This is a genomic window from Mesorhizobium quangtriensis, assembly GCF_040081925.1.
Taxonomy (GTDB): domain Bacteria; phylum Pseudomonadota; class Alphaproteobacteria; order Rhizobiales; family Rhizobiaceae; genus Mesorhizobium_K; species Mesorhizobium_K quangtriensis.
In genome coordinates this window covers 902,188-918,032 of record NZ_JBEBMF010000002.1, presented here as the reverse complement: position 1 = coordinate 918,032, position 15,845 = coordinate 902,188, and the positions used below count along the sequence as shown (strand labels likewise).

Here is a 15,845-nt window from a genome sequence, read left to right as displayed (position 1 = left end):
GAGGCGGCCTGGCAACCGCCTCCAGTTATTTGATCAGAGGCCGAGGGAGGTCTTGACCGCGGCGAGACCGGGCTGGCCGTCGAAGGTGGTGACGTCCTTCAGCCACGCGTCGAGCGCACCGGGATTGGCCTTGATCCAATCCTTGGCCGCATCGTTCGCCGCCATGCCGTCATCCATGATCTTGCTCATCATGGCGTTCTCGATGTCGAGCGTGAAGGTCAGGTTCTTGAGGAGCTGCGTGGCGTTCGGGCATTCGGCCGGCCAGCCGGCGCGCGCCAGTGTGTAGACCTTGGCGCCGCCGTAGTTGGCGCCGAAATAGGCGTCGCCGCCGGACAGGTAGGTCAGGTCGAAACGCGTGTTCATCGGGTGCGGGGCCCAGGCGAGGAAGACGACGTTCTCCTTTGACTGCGTGGCGCGCGCCACTTCCGCCAACATGCCGGTCTCGCTCGATTCCACGACGCTCCAGCCGCCGAGACCGAAATCATTGGCGTCGATCATCTTCTGCATGTTCTCGTTGGCGGGCGCGCCCGGCTCGATGCCGTAAATCTTGCTGCCGAATGAGTCCGCATTTGCGGCGAGGTCCTTGAAGTCCTTGATGCCCTTTTCGGCGACATAAGTCGGCACGGCGAGCGTGAACTTCGCGTCCGGCAGATTTTCGGTCACCACCTCGACGGCCTTGGCCTCGTTCAGTTCGTCAATGAACTTCTGCTGTGCAGGCATCCAGTTGCCGAGGAAGACATCGATGTCCTTGTTCTTCATCGACTGATAGCCGACGAGCACGGATAGAGTCTGGATGTCTGTCGAGTAGCCGAGGCCCTCGAGGATCACGGTTGCGATGGCATTGGTGGAAGTGATGTCGGTCCAGCCCGGATCGGACATGCGGATGGTCTTGCAGCTTTCGGCATCGGCGGCGAGCGGCGATGTCGTGAGCAATGCGGTTGCGGCCATAGCCAGGCCGAAGCGGCGAATCGTCATGGCAGTTCCCCTTGATTGAACTCGTTGCAGACCGATGACGCTACGGCCCGCTTCCATCCAAGCTCTTTATGCGGTTATCTTGTAGGGGCTGATTTTAGATGTTTAGCATAGAGAATTTCTATGTCAGAAAGAAAACTGGACCTCGGGTGGCTGAGAATATTCGAAGCCGTTGGTCGGCTTGGCAGCATCACTGCCGCAGGCAGGGAACTCGGCCTCACCCAGCCTGCCGTGAGCTACCAGATACGACGCATCGAGGAGCAGGTCGGTGCGCAACTGATCGACCGGCTGCATCGAGGCTGCAAGCTGACAGAGGCTGGAGAAACGCTCTTCCGTGCAGCCAGTGCCGGCATCGAGCGGATTGATCTGGCCTCACGGGACATCAGGACGCGGGCAGGCACGCCGGTTGTCCGTATCTTCACCGACTACGGTTTTGCAAGCTTCTGGCTGATGCCACGCGTTTCGGAGTTCCGGACGCTGCATCCGGGCGTGGAGGTGCATGTGGTCGCGTCGCAAGGACTTACCGGCGCCTTCGACGAAACCGCCGATGCCGCCATCGTGTTCGGGCGAAGGAGCGACTTCCCCGCCGGGGCGCGGTTGTTGATGGTGGAACGGGTGGTGCCAGTCTGCAGTCCCGGGTTTCTGGAGCGCGCCGGGCCGATTGCCGACGCGGAAGCGATCGCACGCCAACCGCTGCTGCATCTCGACACATCAGGCAAGCCGCGCTGGTTGACCTGGACGTCATGGCTCGCCGCGTATGGCGTCAACCGGACACCCAGGCAGGGCGATCTCGGACTGAACACCTATGGTTTCGTGATCGATGCGGCGCTTGCGCATGAGGGTCTGGCGCTTGGCTGGATGGGGCTGATCGATACGCAGCTTGCAAACGGTTCGCTGGTGTCGATCGGGCCGGAGCTTCTGCGAGAGGACTGCGGCTACTGGCTAATCGTGAACCGGCAGGCGCGCCACATTGAGGCGCTGGGCGACTGGCTCGTGGGCCATGCCTGAACTGGGGGCGTACTGCTGATCTGCCACTGTTATTTGTTTGACGGGGCCGGGCAGCCGCGAAAGCGTCCCAACCTGAATCGCCGGGTCGGCGCCAGCGAGGCGCCGACCCGGTACTGTCAGTGTCCTCGACCCTAATGTTCCTCTAATCTAGCTTGCCCAGGCCCTCGTCAAGGGACCAAAGGGTCATGCCGGCGCTGCCCGCCCACGGCTGAATCTTCGTGTCGGCGATGGCCTGGATGACCGCCCGCGCGCCTTGAGTGTTGAGCGCGTAGGTTGATTTCGCGGCGTTCAGCCGGACCTGAATGTTCGGATGGTCGTACAGGGCGATAAGAAGCCGCCGCTGATCGTTGTCGCGGCGTCTGAGTTCGTTGATGATAAGTTTTTTGCGGTCATACAGCTTGTTAAAAGTCGAAATACGAAACTCCTCCGCCGCTGCGCTTTGAGCGACTCCGATTTCGACAAACGATGCAACAAGTTCTTCCAAGGACATTTTTTCTGGTCGTTTTTTCATGGCTTTAACACCCCATGTATTTTCAAAGCCTGCATGCCGACCGCGCGTCTTATGTCCCAAGGTTGATCGCGTAAGTATTCACGAGGCGAGAGGTCGCCAAAATCATCATTCTTGGTTTGATACCACCCGGTGATTTCCCAGTGTCGATAAGTTGGCACAGCAACTCTATTCTCCCATGACTCGATCTTATCGTTAGAAAATCCATCGTTCCTCGCAGGCGTTTGCTCGACAATGTGATGTATATCGAAGCCGGCCGGCCGATCGAAGGCCATGTCCTGTAGTTCCTGCAGCGTCTTGGGAGGCGTCAGATAGGCGCGAATGCGATGGTCAGCGTGTCGGATAAGCCAGTTGGCAAATACCGACGCTGCAAAAGTATGAGACGTTGTGGCGAGATACTTGGCGACGCGCACGCCCCAGGCGTTACGCTCGCGTATGGTTGGCGGCTCCCGTTCGGGAACATCAGGGGGCAGTTCGGGGCGGTCGCCGGCCAACCAGAGGCGCGGAGCTTGCTCGGAACCAGCCAAACCTTCGCCGACCCATTGGCCGCCGTCGGAGTTGCCTGCCGGCACGCGAGGCTGGTTCGGCCTGAAGCCGGCCTTTGCCGCCAGCAAATGCAGGTGCTTTGCCTGCGTGAGAAGAGTATGCGCGGCGATCTCACCGCGCATATTCTTCAGTTTCCTGATGATTTCCTTGTCGATGATGTCCATGTTCCCGCCGTTCGTTTGCGGCGAGAATTTTCAGGGCATCTGCAGGTGGGGGGAGAAGATTGTGGGGGATGCCGCTGCCGAAAGCGAAACAAACCGTTTTTCTTCAATTACTTAGGACGATCGCCGTCTGCAACGGGCACCTGAATTTGTGCACGTTCCGCCTCGTCTCCGAGGCATCGAGGGGAACCGGGACAAATACCACGCGGACCTACCGCCCCTCGCGGTACCACATCGAGCCGAGCGCAAGCAGCAGGACGCCGAGGCCGAAGAAGCCGCCGAAGAGCGGGACACGGCTGACCGATTTCAGCACGCTGTCGTCGGTCGTCCTGAGGCCGATCCAGTCGTTGTCGGATGCATTGGACGAGCCGCGTACAGGCACGATGCCCGGGAGCGAGACGCCGGTCAGCGAAGCGATGCGGCGCACGGAGCCCCCGGATGCTTCGGCGGGAGCGCGAAGCACGTCCTCGGTGGAGACCGTGTCGGCGAATTCCGGCGCGTTGACTGGGCCGACATGGGCCAGCGCCGAGAGGTCGCCGTTGCCGACCTGATAAAGGCCGATCTCGTCGACCTCCATGGAGCCGGTGAAGACGCCTGGCTGGGAGTTCGTGAGCGGGATGGTGATCGCCTGCCCGGACGGCGAGATGACGGTGGCCGGACCCGGATCGTCAGACATGGTCTGCCTGACGACGTCAAGCGTCATGCCGCGGCCGTTGGCGATCAGCCGCTCTTCTTCCAGTTCGGGCTCCTTCATCAGCCAGTGCGCCATGCGGCGGTAAAGCTGCACGTGCGGGCCGCCGCCTTCGAAGCCGCGCGCCCACAGCCAGCCCTGGTCGGAGAGCAGCATGCCGACGCGGCCTTCGCCCTTACGGTCGAGCAGCAGGAGTGGGCGGTCGTCGGGGCCCTTCATGACGACCTCGCCCTCGGGACGGTCGATGCCGATGAGGCGGAACCAGCGGCTCCAGTGCGGCGGCTCCGAGCCCGACCCCTCGAGCCCGCGCGTGACGGGGTGGCGCTGTCCGAGATCGGTGAGGCGCGGGTAGAAGGGCTGGTCGATGACCTGGCCAGACGGCATCGCGGGCAGGGCCGACATCAGCGGGGTGCGCGCGATCGACTGGTCGCCGGCATATTCCGGCCCGGCCGCAATGAGCAGCGCGCCGCCCTTTTCGACATATTCGGCGATGTAGTCGTAATAGAGGATCGGCAGCACGTCGCGGTGCTGGTAGCGGTCGAAGATGATGAGGTCGAAATCGTCGATCTTCTCGACGAACAGTTCGCGTGTCGGGAAGGCGATCAGCGATAGTTCATTGATCGGCGTGCCGTCCTGCTTCTCCGGCGGGCGCAGGATGGTGAAGTGCACGAGGTCGACGGAGGCGTCGGACTTGAGCAGGTTGCGCCACGTACGCTCGCCGGCATGGGGCTCGCCCGAGACGAGCAAGACGCGCAGGTTCTCGCGGATGCCGTCGAGGATGGCCACGGCGCGGTTGTTGGTGTCGGTGATCTCGCCCTCTTCGGCGGGAATCGAGAGTTCGACGATGTTGCGGCCGGCATTCGGGATAATGAGATCGAGCAGCATCTGCTGGCCGATGGTGGCGCGCTCGGTGGAGACCCATTCGCCGTTGACGAGGACGCGCACCTCGACCTGACCGTTCTGGTTGGGGCCAGTCTGGTTCTGGGGAGAGGCGATGACGCGATAGCTCATCTGCAGCGGCTTGCCGACGATGCCGAAGCGCGGCGCGTTCTCGAAGCGGATGCGGCGGTCCTTCTCACCCTCATCGCCGGTGATCAGCGCGTGCAGCGGTGCGTTGAAGGGTTCGGCACCGGTGGGCACGTCGTGCACTTGGCCGTCTGTGACCATGATAGCGCCGGCGACGCGCGACGGCGGCACGTCGCGAAATGCGCTTTCCAGTGCGCCGAACAGGCGCGTCTCGGTGCGTTCGTCGGCGGCGTTGGCGCGGCCGGCCTCGACCACGCGCACCTCGAATTGCGGGAAGCGGGCGAGGCGCTGCTGCAGGCCCTCGACGGCGGCGCTCGTTTCGGCCTGCCTGTCGCCGATGTCCTGGCTCTGGCTGCGATCGACGACAAGCGCGACGACGCTCTTCAGCGGCTCGCGTTCTTCGTCCATCAGGACCGGGTTAATCAGCGCAAGCGCCAGCGCGGCCAGCGCCAGCAGGCGCACCCATGCGCCGCGCTGGCGGAAGAAGAGGCCGGCCAGCGCAAGCAGCGCGATGGGGACGAGGACGACGGCGAGCCAGATCCACGAGATCAGCGGTTCGAAGGAGACAGACCAGTTCATCTACTGCCCCAGCCGTTCGAGCAGGACGGGAACGTGGACCTGGTCGGATTTGTAGTTGCCTGTCAGCATGTACATCATGATGTTGACGCCCGAGCGAAGCGCATAGACGCGCTGCATCGGGTCGGCCGGCACGGTCGGCAGCATCGGGTTGCCCTGTGCATCAACGGCCCATGCGCCGGCGAAATCATTGGCGGTGATCATGATCGGGGTGACGCCGTCGCCGGTGCGCACCGGACGGTTGTCGAGGTTCTGTGCCTCGAGCGATGCCTCGACCCAGAGCGGACTGCCGTTGAAGCGGCCGGGAAATTCGGGGAGGATGAAAAAGGACTTCGTCAGCACGTGGTCTTCAGGCACCGGCTCCAGCGGCGGCACGTTGAGGTTGCTCAGGATGTCGCGCAGGCGCTGGGTTGCGGGGCTGGCGGAGCCGGCATCGATGCCGGTCGCGTACTGGTCGCGCGTGTCGAAGAGAACGGTTCCGCCGGCCTGCATGTAGGCGTCGATGCGGGCGATGGCTTCCTGGCTCGGCATCGCGGAATTCGCGTCGACCGGCCAATAAATGAGGGGGTAGAATGCGAGTTCGTCGGTGGCGATGTCGACGCCGGCCGGGTCGCCCGGCTCCAGCGCTGTCTTCTCGATGAGGAAGCGGGACAGGCCAGTGAGGCCGGCGCGGGAAATCGCGTCGATGGAGGAATCGCCGGTGATGACGTAGGCGAGCCTTGTGGTGGAGATGGCGGCCATCGCCGTGTCGTCACCCGGCTTCATGTCCTGCGCGCGGGAGATGTCGGGGACGAGTACGAGGCCGGCGGCGAGGAACAGGGCGGCAGCCGCACCGGAACCGCGACGCAGCATGCGCGAACGACGCGAAAACAACCCACCCATCCAGAAGACGGCAAGCGTATCCAGCACCATGAGCGCGAGCGCGGCAGCCACCAGAGGCCCCTTCAAATCACGCGATTCGTCGAAAGCATAGCGCACTTCCGTCACCGGCGCAGTCACCGTCGGACGGACGAGCGGCGCGAAGGCTGCGTCCGCCGGCAGGAGATTGTGGGCGACCACTCCTTCCTCGGTGCCGTAGAGGCCGGGCGGGTTCTCAAGATTGACCACGGTCGAGCCGGCGGCGAGGGGGCGCGCGTCGGGCGACGGTGGAACCAACTGCCCGTCGGCGGCAATCATCCGGTAGGGCGGGAGTGAGGCTGGCTGGCCATCCGCGCCTGTCGTTGCCGCACCCTGGTTGCGCGACAGTTGCACAATACGACGAAGCATCTCCACGAAGCTGCCGGAGATGGGCAGGTTCGACCATGTCGCTTCCGGCGTGACGTGGAAGAGGACGACCGTACCCTGGCCGCGCGTGGCGCCCGTCACCAGCGGGGTGCCATCGGCTAGATTTGCCCATGTGCGTTCGACGATGTCGGAGGTAGGCTCAGCGAGTACCTGACGGGTGACGGTCACCTCGGCTGGTGGCGCGAGATCGGCGAAGGGACCGTTGGCCGGAAAATCGCTGACAGGCTGTGGCTCGGTCCATGACAGTGCGCCGCCAAGCGAGCGTTCGCCGAGGCGCAGGCGCACCGGCAGGAGTTCCTCGTCATTACCGGCCGCGGCGAGGCGGGAGCCGGCGAAGCGGACCAGCGTGCCGCCGTCTTGCACCCATTTGACGAGTTGCTCGCGCGCGGCATCTGGGATGGTGCCGACATCGGCCATGACGATCATGGCCGGGTTCTGCTCGAGGATCTGAGGTATGGCTTCCGCGAGATCCTGGCTCGTCGGTTCGACCAGATCGGCGAACGGCTGCAGCGCGCGGGTGATGTAGTAGAGCGGCGACAACAGCGGCTGCGCCTGGTCGGCCTCGGCCTGCGAAAGAAGTCCGACACGCCTGCGCCGCGAGCTTTCGTCCAGCACGCGTACGGAGGCTGCCTGCCGCTCGCCGTCGATAGCAACGGAAGCAAAGTCGTTGCGCAGTTCGAACGGAACGGTCATCTCGCCGGTGCCTGATGTCTGGCCAGCGCCGAAGGAGATGAGGGCGTCGGCGATGCGGCGGCCACGATCGTCGAAGGCGCCGGCGGTGACCTGACGCGGCGCGATGTCGCTTGGCGCGCGGATGGCCGAAAGGGTGAAGCCCGCGGCGGCGTTTTCTGTGGCTGTGAGACCGACCATGTCGAGGCGATCAGGAACAGCCCAGAGGACGTTGGCTGGATCGCGGCCGAGAAGCTGTGCGAAAGCCGCCTCGTCGCCCGGTGCTGCTAGTCCGTCCGCGAGAACGGCGACGGAAGCGCCCGGCAACTGTTCTAGGGCGGCTGCGACGCGCGCATAGACGGCCTGACGATCGACCGGGACCGGACGCGGTTGGGCGACGTTGAGCACTTCCATCGCGGCAGCGGCGTCGAAGGGACCGATTTCGGCGTTCGGCCGTTCCGCCGTGAAGGCAAGCACGACGGGCGAACCGGTCGCGTTGGCGTCGGAGATCAGCCGAGCGGCGGTTGCGACGCGTTGGTCCCAGCCGGGGGCGCTTGCCCATCCGTTGTCCACCACGAGCGCCAGCGCCGTTCCGCCGGTAGGAAGCCGCTCGCGCGGATTCCAGATGGGATCGGCGAGCGCCAGCACAATGAGCGCGGCCATCAGCAGGCGCAACAGTGTCAGCCACCACGGGCTCTGGTGCGGGGTTTCTTCCTTGCGCAGGACCCGAGCGAGGATTCTGAGCGGCGGGAAGACTTCGGTCTGCGGCTTGGGCGGCGTCAGGCGCAGCAGCCACCAGATGACCGGCAGTGCAAGCAGGCCCCAGAGGATGGCGGGAAAGCCGAAGGTGAGCGGGAGCCAGCTCATGACCGCCCTCCGCTCTCGGCGGCCATTGCCATGTGGACGCGCACCAGCGCCTCGGACGCAAGGCGGTCAGTGTGGTTGACGGTGTAGCTCCAGCCGAGCCGCTTGCACCAGCGGATCAATTCCTCGCGGCGGGCCGAATAGGCGAGGCGGTAGTCGTCGCGGATCGCTTCGGCGCGGCCGGCTGTCAGCTTCTGGCCCGTCTCGGGGTCGGCGAATTCCGTGCGGCCGGCATAAGGAAAGGCTTCCTCTGCCGGGTCGGCGACCTCGATCAGGTGTGCACGCACGCCGTGGCGCGCGAGCACGTCGAGCCAGGCCATGATCTCCTCCGGCGGATCGAGGAAGTCGCTGGCGAGGATGATGTCGGAGAAGCGGCGGATGTTCGAGAGATCGGGTCGCGTCGGCAGGTTGACGCTATGTGACAGATGCGAAGCGAGCCGCTCCGCGCCGTTGCGGGCGGTGAAAGGATCGGTCAGGCCCGGCCATGCAATGCGTTCGCCGCTGCGCGACAGAAGCTCGGCCAGCGCCAGGATCAGCACCAGCGCGCGCGATTCCTTGGAAACCGTCGCGCCCGCGGACTTGTAGAGCATGGAGGGCGAGGGGTCGGCCCACAGCCAGACAGTGTGGGCGGCTTCCCATTCGCGGTCGCGCACATAGGTATGGTCGTCGCGGGCGGAACGTCGCCAGTCGATGCGCGCCATGGCGTCGCCTTCGACGAAGGGCCGGAACTGCCAGAAATTCTCGCCGATACCGCGCTTCTTGCGGCCGTGCCAGCCGCTGATGACGGTGTTGACGATGCGGCGCGCCTCGACGAGAAGGTCGGGTACCAGCGAGGCGCGCAGCCTGCCGCGCGCCAGCGCGTCGCTGGTGCCAACCGGAGCGGTGGCTTCGCCGATGCGGGCCATCTATCGGGTCCTCGCCGGTCGGGGTGCCATGCTCAGCGCCCTGATCAACCCTGTGCCTTCACCAGCCCGGCGATGACGTCGCGCACGGTCATGCCCTCGGCGCGCGCGGCGAAGGTGAGCGCCATGCGGTGCTGGAGAACAGGCTCGGCGAGCGCGTGGATGTCGTCGATCGATGGCGCCAGCCTTCCTTCATAGAGAGCGCGGGCGCGGGCGCAGAGCGTAAGGGCCTGCGAGGCGCGCGGGCCGGGGCCCCATGCGACATGCTTGTCGGTCTCGGCATTGCCCTGGCCGGGGCGGGCGGAACGCACGAGCTTCAGGATCGCGTCGACGACGCTTTCAGGCACCGGCATGCGGCGGATGAGAGTCTGGATCTCCTTCAGGCGAACAGGACTGAGCACGTTCTCGGCGCGGCTGTCCTCGACGCCAGTCGTCTCAATCAGGATACGCCGCTCGGCCTCGATCTCCGGATAGAGAATGTCGATCTGCATCAGGAAGCGGTCTAGCTGCGCCTCGGGCAGCGGGTAGGTGCCTTCCTGCTCCAGCGGGTTCTGGGTCGCGAGGACATGGAAGGGCGAAGGCAGGTCATGGCGCACGCCGGCGACGGTGACATGGTACTCCTGCATGGACTGCAGCAGCGCCGACTGGGTGCGCGGGCTGGCGCGGTTGATCTCGTCTGCCATCAGGAGCTGGGCGAAGATCGGGCCGGAAATGAAGCGGAAGGAGCGCTTGCCGTGGTCGTCCTGCTCCATCACTTCCGAGCCGATGATGTCGGAGGGCATCAGGTCCGGCGTGAACTGGATGCGGCGGGCATCGAGGCCCAGTACGACGCCGAGCGTCTCCACAAGCTTGGTCTTGGCGAGGCCGGGGACGCCGACCAGAAGCGCGTGACCGCCTGCGAGAAGCGCGACCAGAGCACGCTCGACGACGCTTTCCTGGCCGAAGATGACCTTGCCGACGCCTTCTCTTATCCGGGAAATGTCGGCCAGCGCCTTTTCGGCCTCGGCGACCATCTCCTGCTCGGAGAGCGGGGCCTGCTTGATCATGATGCTCATGCGGAACTCCTGAGGGGCGGGCCCTATTGTCCTCCCGGTTGCGTTCCTCCCGGCAGTCCCCGCAAACCGATCCGTACCCGGATAATTTACGGCATGTAAGGCTGAACTTAAATCAGACCATAAGGCTGACAAGCGATGCAACAGTGACTATTTCGTGACCATGGCAGATCACAACAATTCTACCGAGGGCAGTCTCGCCGCCGCCAAGGACCCCGCCGGGTTGACGGCCCTGATCTCGCGCGCGACCCGCGCGGGCAAAGGCTTGCCGCCGGTCGACAGGTGGAACCCGGACTTCTGCGGCGACCTCGACATGGAGATCCGGGCAGACGGAACCTGGTTCTATCTCGGCACGCCGATCGGGAGGATGCCGCTCGTTCAACTCTTCTCCACGGTGCTGCGGAAAGACGCCGACGGCAAGACCTATCTGGTGACGCCGGTCGAGAAAGTGGGGATAAGGGTGGTCGATGCGCCCTTCGTGGCGGTCGAGATGAATGTGTCTGGCGAAGGTGACGCGCAGGTCATCACTTTCCGTACGAATGTGGGCGATGTCGTGGAGGCTGGACCCGCGAATCCGCTGCGCTTCATTGACGAGGACGAGACCGGCGGGCTGAAGCCCTATGTGCTGGTCCGCGGCCGGCTCGAAGCGCTGGTGGCGCGGCCGGTGATGTACGAACTTGTCGAATACGGCGAGGAGATCGAGATGGACGGAGAGCCGATGTTCGCCGTCCGCTCGAAAGGGGTGACCTTCCCGATCATGCCCGCCGAGCGGCTGGAGCGCTTGAGCGCATGATCGCGGACGCCGGGATAGCGCCGTTCTCGGCGGAGGATTTCCGCCGGCGCGCGTCGGTCGACCGGGGGCCGCACGAGAATTTCGACTATGGCGACCATAGCTTCAATCCGGGTCACCCGCGCTTCCTCGAACAGAGGACGCTGCGTGAGGCTGCGGTACTGATCCCGGTCGTGGATCACGGATCCGAGGCGAGCGTCATCCTGACCAAACGGGCGGAGACGCTGTCCGACCATAAGGGGCAGGTGGCTTTTCCGGGTGGCCGCATCGATCCGACGGACGCATCGCCGGAGGCGACGGCACTGCGGGAGGCGCAGGAGGAGATCGGCCTCGACCCCGGCCATGTCGAGGTGATTGCTCGTATACCTGACTACGTGTCGGCAAGCGGCTATCGTATAGCGCCAGTGCTTTCGATAGTGCGGCCTGGCTTTCATCTGATGATCAACCCGCATGAGGTCGACAAAGCTTTCGAGGTGCCGTTGCGATTTCTGATGGATCCAGCGAACCATGCACAGGAGAGCCGCGAATACAACCGGCAGCTCTGGACTTACTACGACATGCCCTATGGCGAACAGCGCATCTGGGGCGTAACGGCGGGCATCATCCGTACGGTTTACGAAAGGCTCTACTTGTGAACGGCGCGACGGTGGCGGGTGCCGAATGGCTGGAGGATGCCGGGCTGCAGAAGCTGCTCGGCGTCCTCAACGCGAAGGGGGAAGAAGCGCGCATCGCGGGCGGCGCGGTACGCAACGCACTGCTGGGCGAGGCGGTCGCCGATGTGGATATCGCCACGACCTGCATGCCGGAGGAAACCATGCGCCGGGCCGAGGCGGCGGGGTTCAAGGTCGTGCCGACGGGTATCGAGCATGGCACCGTGACCGTCATCGCGCATGGCGTCGGATACGAGGTGACGACCCTGCGCGCCGATGTCGAGACGGACGGACGACGAGCGAAGGTCGCCTTCGGGCGCGATTGGAAGGCGGATGCCGAGCGGCGCGACTTCACTATCAACGCACTCTATGCAGAAGCGGATGGCCGCGTGATCGATCTGGTCAGCGGGCTGGCCGATCTCCAAAGCCGCACGCTGCGCTTTATCGGTGATCCCGAAGCGCGCATCCGCGAAGACTATCTGCGCATCCTGCGCTTTTACCGCTTCTTTGCATGGTATGGGAAAGGACGGCCGGATGCGGAGGGTGTCAAGGCAACCGCCCGGCTGAAGGACGGGCTGGAGAAGCTGTCGGCTGAGCGAGTCTGGGCAGAACTGAGGAAACTGCTTTCCGCGCCCGATCCCTCGCGCGCACTCCTGTGGATGCGGCAGGCGGGAGTGCTGACGAAGGCGCTGCCCGAAAGCGAGAAGTGGGGCATCGACGCCATTCACGGGCTGGTCAAGGCGGAGGGCGACCTCGGCTGGCCGGCCGACCCTCTGCTGCGGCTGGAGGCGATCGTGCCGCCGGACGCCGCGCGCATGGCGGCGATGGCGGAGCGGCTGAAGCTTTCCAACGCGGACGCCGATCGGCTGAAGGGCTGGGCGATGGCGCCGCCGATCGGTCCGAAAGCCACGGAAAGCGAACTGGCCAAGCGGCTCTATCGGGAAGGCCGGCAGCCTCTGCTCGATCGGCTGAAGCTGGCGCTTGCCGGAGCGCGCGCACGGGCGATCACCGAGAACGAGGCGCTGGTGGAGGCGGGCGGCTATGCGCGGCTGCTGAAATTCGCGCAGAACCGGGAAACGCCGAAATTCCCGCTCAAGGGTGCGGACCTGCAGAAGATTGGCGTTCCCGCGGGTCCGGAGATGGGAAAGCTGTTGAAGCGACTTGAGGAGGAGTGGATCGAGGCCGAGTTCAGGCTCGATGGCGGCGCGCTTCTCGAACGCGCCGCAGCCTATGTTTCGGGTAGGTGATCAGGCCGCGCTGCGGACCTTCTCGATGCGCGAGCGAATGGCCTCGACCATCGTCTCGCGTATAACGGTCTCGCCGTGAGTCTGGCGCATATGGTCGGCGGCGCGGCGGATGATTTCGGCTTCTTCCTCGTGGCGGGTGTGCCAGTCACAACCGGGCACCAGCGAGCCGCAATGGAATTCCTTCATCGCTTCCTCCTTTTTCAGGTTTCTTGTCGTTGCCAAGAGCGGGAGAATAACATGAAAAGAAGGCGAAAGGTTGCGTCGCCTCTCACAAAGAAAGACGGCAGGACCACGCCGATCCCGCCGTCCTCCGGGAACGCGGTTACTTGGTGATCATCACCTGATCGGCGGCCTTGGTCGACCCCTTCATTTCCCAGTTGATCGACACCTTCTCACCGGCTTTCAGACCCGGATCCTTGAATGTCTTGGGCAGCATGTAGACCGAGCCATCCGCCAGCGTCAGCGACTGGGCCTTGGAGTCGTAGGACTTGACCGTTCCCGTCGTGTGCTGCGCGGTGGCGGCAAAGGTAAGAGCGGAGGTGGCGAGAAGGGCAGCGGCCGCTGCCGGAACAAGAAGCTTGCGCATGGCAGGCTCTCCTGAATTGGCGGGAGGATCATGCTCGATCCGTCCCGCATAGTCCGGACCGTCTGGACACGTCGTGTCGCGGCTCCTTGGGGGGATGAAGCCGCCGGCGTGTTCCGGCCCGCCGACAGAAATAGACCCGCCAGCCAGCGGGGCTATTAGACGAAAAAGAAACTCTCCGGCGGGAGAGACGACACAATCAGGCGGTCGTTGACGCGATTTCGCCCCGACAGTGGCGGAGGTGCCGTGTGGCGAGATGACGCAGGGCGGCGGCCCAGTGCCTCAAGGCCATTTCACCGTCGGCGGCAGGCTGGAGAGGATAGAGACGACGTTGCCGCCGGTCTTCAGGCCGAAGATGGTGCCGCGGTCGTGGAGCAGGTTGAACTCGGCGTAGCGGCCGCGGCGCACGAGCTGTTCCTCGCGGTCGGCATCGGTCCACGGATTATTGAAGTTTCGACGCACGATGCGGTCGTAGATCTCCAGGAAGGACCGGCCTAGATCCTGCACGAAGGCGAAATCGGCCTCCCAGCCGCCTTTCTCTTCGGGTGAATGCTGCCAGTCGAAGAAGGTGCCGCCGATGCCGCGCGGCTCGTTGCGGTGGGGCAGGAAGAAATACTCGTCGCATCATTTTTTCAGGCGCGGGTAGTCGGCGACATCAGGATGGCGCTCGCAGCTTTCGCGCATGGCGGCATGGAAGGCGATTGCGTCGGGGTCGGTCTGCACGCGGCGACGATCCAGCACGGGCGTCAGGTCCGCGCCGCCGCCGAACCACCAGCGTGAGGTGACGACCATTCGCGTGTTCATGTGGACGGCAGGCACATTCGGGTTCCACGGATGGACGATGAGCGAGATGCCGGAGGCCCAGAAGCGCGGGTCTTCCTCAGCGCCGGGAATCTGCTTGCGGAATTCGGGCAAGAACTCGCCATGGACCGTCGAGGTGTGGACGCCGGCCTTCTCGAAGACGCGGCCGTGCAGCATGGACATGGTTCCGCCGCCCTCTTTGCCGTCGTTGCGCAGCCATGGCGTGCGGTCGAAACGGCCTGGTGAGCGGTCGGTGTGAGGCCCTGAAACGTCGTCCTCGATCTTTTCGAAGCCGGCGCAGATTGTGTCGCGCAGCGCCTCGGGCCAGGCGCGGGCGCCCTGCTTGCGCTGTTCCATGTCGGCAGGCCGGCTGGCCGGGATGTCGGGCGTTCCATGGTCTGCAGAGGCGCCTTCGACAAATGACTCGTAATTTCGTGGGGTTTCCCTAGTCTCTTTGCCGGAAGGGTCAAGGATTCCGTGCATGCGTACGCCGGCAAGACCACCGTTGGACGGGCTGAAGAAGCGGCTGGAAAAGTCGCGCGCCGAGCGCGAACGCATGCCGCGCGACGGATTCCTGCGCGAGACCTACGTGCTGCCGCGCCCCGACGCGCGTGACAAGGCGCGCGAATGGTTCGACCGCTGGCCCAAGCAGGCCTACTGGACCGAGATCGAAAGCTGGTTCGAACGGCCGGGCGACGTGATCGAGTTCACCATCCGCCGGCTGCCGGCGGCGGATTGACCCGCCATCACCTCTGCTTGATTTGACCCGGCGAGAGACTACACTGGCAGAGATACGCCCTTTTCGGCGGTGGACGTATGAAAAGCCGTGCAGGATCAATTGCGACGGGCTTGCTGGTGCTGTTCCTGGTCATCTCGACGGCAACGGCACAGGAACAGGCTGTTCCCCTGACCGCAGCCCCTTCGCCGGTCGCGCCCGACTCCACCAGTCTCGGGCGATCCAGCGGTTTGTTGGACGGTGCCTGCGGCATTTTCAATCAAACCTTCTCGGGGCCGTGCAGCCGTCTGACTCAAGGGCTTGGCAACGAGCTTTCCGGCGGCGGCATCGCATATGGCTCGTGGAAAGCGCACAAGGGGCTGGGCGGCATCAATTCCAATCTGATCACCGACACCGATCTCATACGCAGGCTTAGCCCTATCCTCGGCAACGACGTGTCCTCTGCGCGGATCAGGTCGCTGGCGCCGGTGACCCGGCGGCTGTCGGCTCTGCCTGCGATCAGGCACGCGCCGAAGGTCGGTGTTTTTCTTGGGGCCGGCATCATCGCCTACGAATATTTCATCGACACGGAGGAATCCGGGCAGGCCGATGTCGCCCCGCTTCTGCCTGGTACGGCCGGTGATACCGTGTCGAGGCATCAGCCAGATCCGTTCCTGGCGCTGCCTTCGGAGGGAGAGGGATCGCTGTTCGAGAAAAAGAACGGCTCGGCTGCGCACCGAATGCTCATAGAGGGCGCGGGGTCGAACGGCTCACCCACTTCCGTTGCGCCATCGCCGTGA

Annotated in this window: 15 protein-coding genes and 1 pseudogene; 6 read left to right on the top strand and 10 right to left on the bottom strand. The window is 64.5% G+C overall.

Going from position 1 to position 15,845, the window contains the following annotated elements:
• Positions 1 to 33: 33 nt before the first annotated feature.
• Positions 34 to 975 carry a choline ABC transporter substrate-binding protein gene (locus tag ABMA32_RS12975; RefSeq protein ID WP_425475524.1) on the bottom strand — a complete coding sequence of 314 codons (942 nt, stop codon included), beginning with the start codon at positions 973 to 975 and terminating at the stop codon, positions 34 to 36.
• A 120-nt stretch (positions 976 to 1,095) separates the two neighbouring features.
• On the opposite strand from ABMA32_RS12975, the gene ABMA32_RS12970 reads away from it, so the two are divergent.
• Positions 1,096 to 1,980 (top strand): choline sulfate utilization transcriptional regulator, encoded by an 885-nt coding sequence (locus tag ABMA32_RS12970; protein ID WP_349014170.1) that lies wholly within the window; start codon positions 1,096 to 1,098, stop codon positions 1,978 to 1,980.
• Between the two features lie 142 nt (positions 1,981 to 2,122).
• Here the strand turns inward: ABMA32_RS12970 and ABMA32_RS12965 are convergent, their stop codons facing one another.
• The 6 genes from ABMA32_RS12965 to ABMA32_RS12940 all read right to left on the bottom strand — a co-directional run bounded on the left by ABMA32_RS12965 (position 2,123) and on the right by ABMA32_RS12940 (position 10,262).
• Entirely contained in the window at positions 2,123 to 2,491 is a 369-nt protein-coding gene (locus ABMA32_RS12965; protein ID WP_349014169.1) for a DUF2019 domain-containing protein, read from the bottom strand.
• A complete protein-coding gene (locus ABMA32_RS12960; RefSeq protein ID WP_349014168.1) occupies positions 2,488 to 3,198 on the bottom strand; it encodes a hypothetical protein in 711 nt (236 codons plus the stop codon). The genes ABMA32_RS12965 and ABMA32_RS12960 overlap by 4 nt, the downstream gene beginning before the upstream one ends.
• A 208-nt stretch (positions 3,199 to 3,406) precedes the next feature.
• Complete coding sequence (locus tag ABMA32_RS12955; protein WP_349014167.1) at positions 3,407 to 5,491, bottom strand: hypothetical protein; 2,085 nt, start codon at positions 5,489 to 5,491, stop codon at positions 3,407 to 3,409.
• Complete coding sequence (locus ABMA32_RS12950) at positions 5,492 to 8,308, bottom strand: DUF4159 domain-containing protein (protein ID WP_349014166.1); 2,817 nt, start codon at positions 8,306 to 8,308, stop codon at positions 5,492 to 5,494.
• Positions 8,305 to 9,210: a DUF58 domain-containing protein gene (locus ABMA32_RS12945; RefSeq protein ID WP_349014165.1), complete on the bottom strand. Its 906-nt coding sequence runs from the start codon at positions 9,208 to 9,210 to the stop codon at positions 8,305 to 8,307. The genes ABMA32_RS12950 and ABMA32_RS12945 overlap by 4 nt, the downstream gene beginning before the upstream one ends.
• 44 nt (positions 9,211 to 9,254) lie before the next feature.
• Positions 9,255 to 10,262 (bottom strand): AAA family ATPase, encoded by a 1,008-nt coding sequence (locus ABMA32_RS12940; protein ID WP_349014164.1) that lies wholly within the window; start codon positions 10,260 to 10,262, stop codon positions 9,255 to 9,257.
• 160 nt (positions 10,263 to 10,422) lie between these two features.
• Between ABMA32_RS12940 and ABMA32_RS12935 the strand changes: the two genes are divergently transcribed.
• The 3 genes from ABMA32_RS12935 to ABMA32_RS12925 are packed head-to-tail and all read left to right on the top strand — an operon-like array spanning position 10,423 to position 12,946.
• Positions 10,423 to 11,052, top strand: a complete 630-nt coding sequence (locus ABMA32_RS12935) for a DUF1285 domain-containing protein (RefSeq protein WP_349014735.1) — start codon at positions 10,423 to 10,425, stop codon at positions 11,050 to 11,052.
• Positions 11,049 to 11,684 carry a CoA pyrophosphatase gene (locus ABMA32_RS12930; protein ID WP_349014163.1) on the top strand — a complete coding sequence of 212 codons (636 nt, stop codon included), beginning with the start codon at positions 11,049 to 11,051 and terminating at the stop codon, positions 11,682 to 11,684. Before ABMA32_RS12935 ends, ABMA32_RS12930 begins: the two co-directional genes overlap by 4 nt.
• A complete protein-coding gene (locus ABMA32_RS12925) occupies positions 11,681 to 12,946 on the top strand; it encodes a CCA tRNA nucleotidyltransferase (protein WP_349014162.1) in 1,266 nt (421 codons plus the stop codon). Before ABMA32_RS12930 ends, ABMA32_RS12925 begins: the two co-directional genes overlap by 4 nt.
• Here the strand turns inward: ABMA32_RS12925 and ABMA32_RS12920 are convergent, their stop codons facing one another.
• The 3 genes and pseudogenes from ABMA32_RS12920 to hemF all read right to left on the bottom strand — a co-directional run bounded on the left by ABMA32_RS12920 (position 12,947) and on the right by hemF (position 14,687).
• Entirely contained in the window at positions 12,947 to 13,132 is a 186-nt protein-coding gene (locus tag ABMA32_RS12920) for a DUF1059 domain-containing protein (protein ID WP_349014161.1), read from the bottom strand.
• A 136-nt stretch (positions 13,133 to 13,268) separates the two neighbouring features.
• Entirely contained in the window at positions 13,269 to 13,532 is a 264-nt protein-coding gene (locus tag ABMA32_RS12915; protein ID WP_349014160.1) for a DUF1344 domain-containing protein, read from the bottom strand.
• A gap of 279 nt (positions 13,533 to 13,811) precedes the next feature.
• Positions 13,812 to 14,687: pseudogene (hemF, locus tag ABMA32_RS12910) on the bottom strand (oxygen-dependent coproporphyrinogen oxidase).
• A 124-nt stretch (positions 14,688 to 14,811) separates the two neighbouring features.
• Between hemF and ABMA32_RS12905 the strand changes: the two are divergent.
• Together ABMA32_RS12905 and ABMA32_RS12900 are read left to right on the top strand one after the other, a co-directional pair.
• Complete coding sequence (locus tag ABMA32_RS12905; RefSeq protein ID WP_349014159.1) at positions 14,812 to 15,069, top strand: hypothetical protein; 258 nt, start codon at positions 14,812 to 14,814, stop codon at positions 15,067 to 15,069.
• A 77-nt stretch (positions 15,070 to 15,146) separates the two neighbouring features.
• The gene (locus ABMA32_RS12900) at positions 15,147 to 15,845 is read left to right on the top strand and encodes a hypothetical protein (protein WP_349014158.1); all 699 of its coding nucleotides are present in this window, start codon (positions 15,147 to 15,149) and stop codon (positions 15,843 to 15,845) included.

Coding starts and splice junctions, on each gene's coding strand:
- ABMA32_RS12975 (WP_425475524.1), bottom strand. CDS start 975: ATGACGATTCGCCGCTTCGGCCTGGCTATGGCCGCAACCGCATTGCTC.
- ABMA32_RS12970 (WP_349014170.1), top strand. CDS start 1,096: ATGTCAGAAAGAAAACTGGACCTCGGGTGGCTGAGAATATTCGAAGCC.
- ABMA32_RS12965 (WP_349014169.1), bottom strand. CDS start 2,491: ATGAAAAAACGACCAGAAAAAATGTCCTTGGAAGAACTTGTTGCATCG.
- ABMA32_RS12960 (WP_349014168.1), bottom strand. CDS start 3,198: ATGGACATCATCGACAAGGAAATCATCAGGAAACTGAAGAATATGCGC.
- ABMA32_RS12955 (WP_349014167.1), bottom strand. CDS start 5,491: ATGAACTGGTCTGTCTCCTTCGAACCGCTGATCTCGTGGATCTGGCTC.
- ABMA32_RS12950 (WP_349014166.1), bottom strand. CDS start 8,308: ATGAGCTGGCTCCCGCTCACCTTCGGCTTTCCCGCCATCCTCTGGGGC.
- ABMA32_RS12945 (WP_349014165.1), bottom strand. CDS start 9,210: ATGGCCCGCATCGGCGAAGCCACCGCTCCGGTTGGCACCAGCGACGCG.
- ABMA32_RS12940 (WP_349014164.1), bottom strand. CDS start 10,262: ATGAGCATCATGATCAAGCAGGCCCCGCTCTCCGAGCAGGAGATGGTC.
- ABMA32_RS12935 (WP_349014735.1), top strand. CDS start 10,423: ATGGCAGATCACAACAATTCTACCGAGGGCAGTCTCGCCGCCGCCAAG.
- ABMA32_RS12930 (WP_349014163.1), top strand. CDS start 11,049: ATGATCGCGGACGCCGGGATAGCGCCGTTCTCGGCGGAGGATTTCCGC.
- ABMA32_RS12920 (WP_349014161.1), bottom strand. CDS start 13,132: ATGAAGGAATTCCATTGCGGCTCGCTGGTGCCCGGTTGTGACTGGCAC.
- ABMA32_RS12915 (WP_349014160.1), bottom strand. CDS start 13,532: ATGCGCAAGCTTCTTGTTCCGGCAGCGGCCGCTGCCCTTCTCGCCACC.
- ABMA32_RS12905 (WP_349014159.1), top strand. CDS start 14,812: ATGCGTACGCCGGCAAGACCACCGTTGGACGGGCTGAAGAAGCGGCTG.
- ABMA32_RS12900 (WP_349014158.1), top strand. CDS start 15,147: ATGAAAAGCCGTGCAGGATCAATTGCGACGGGCTTGCTGGTGCTGTTC.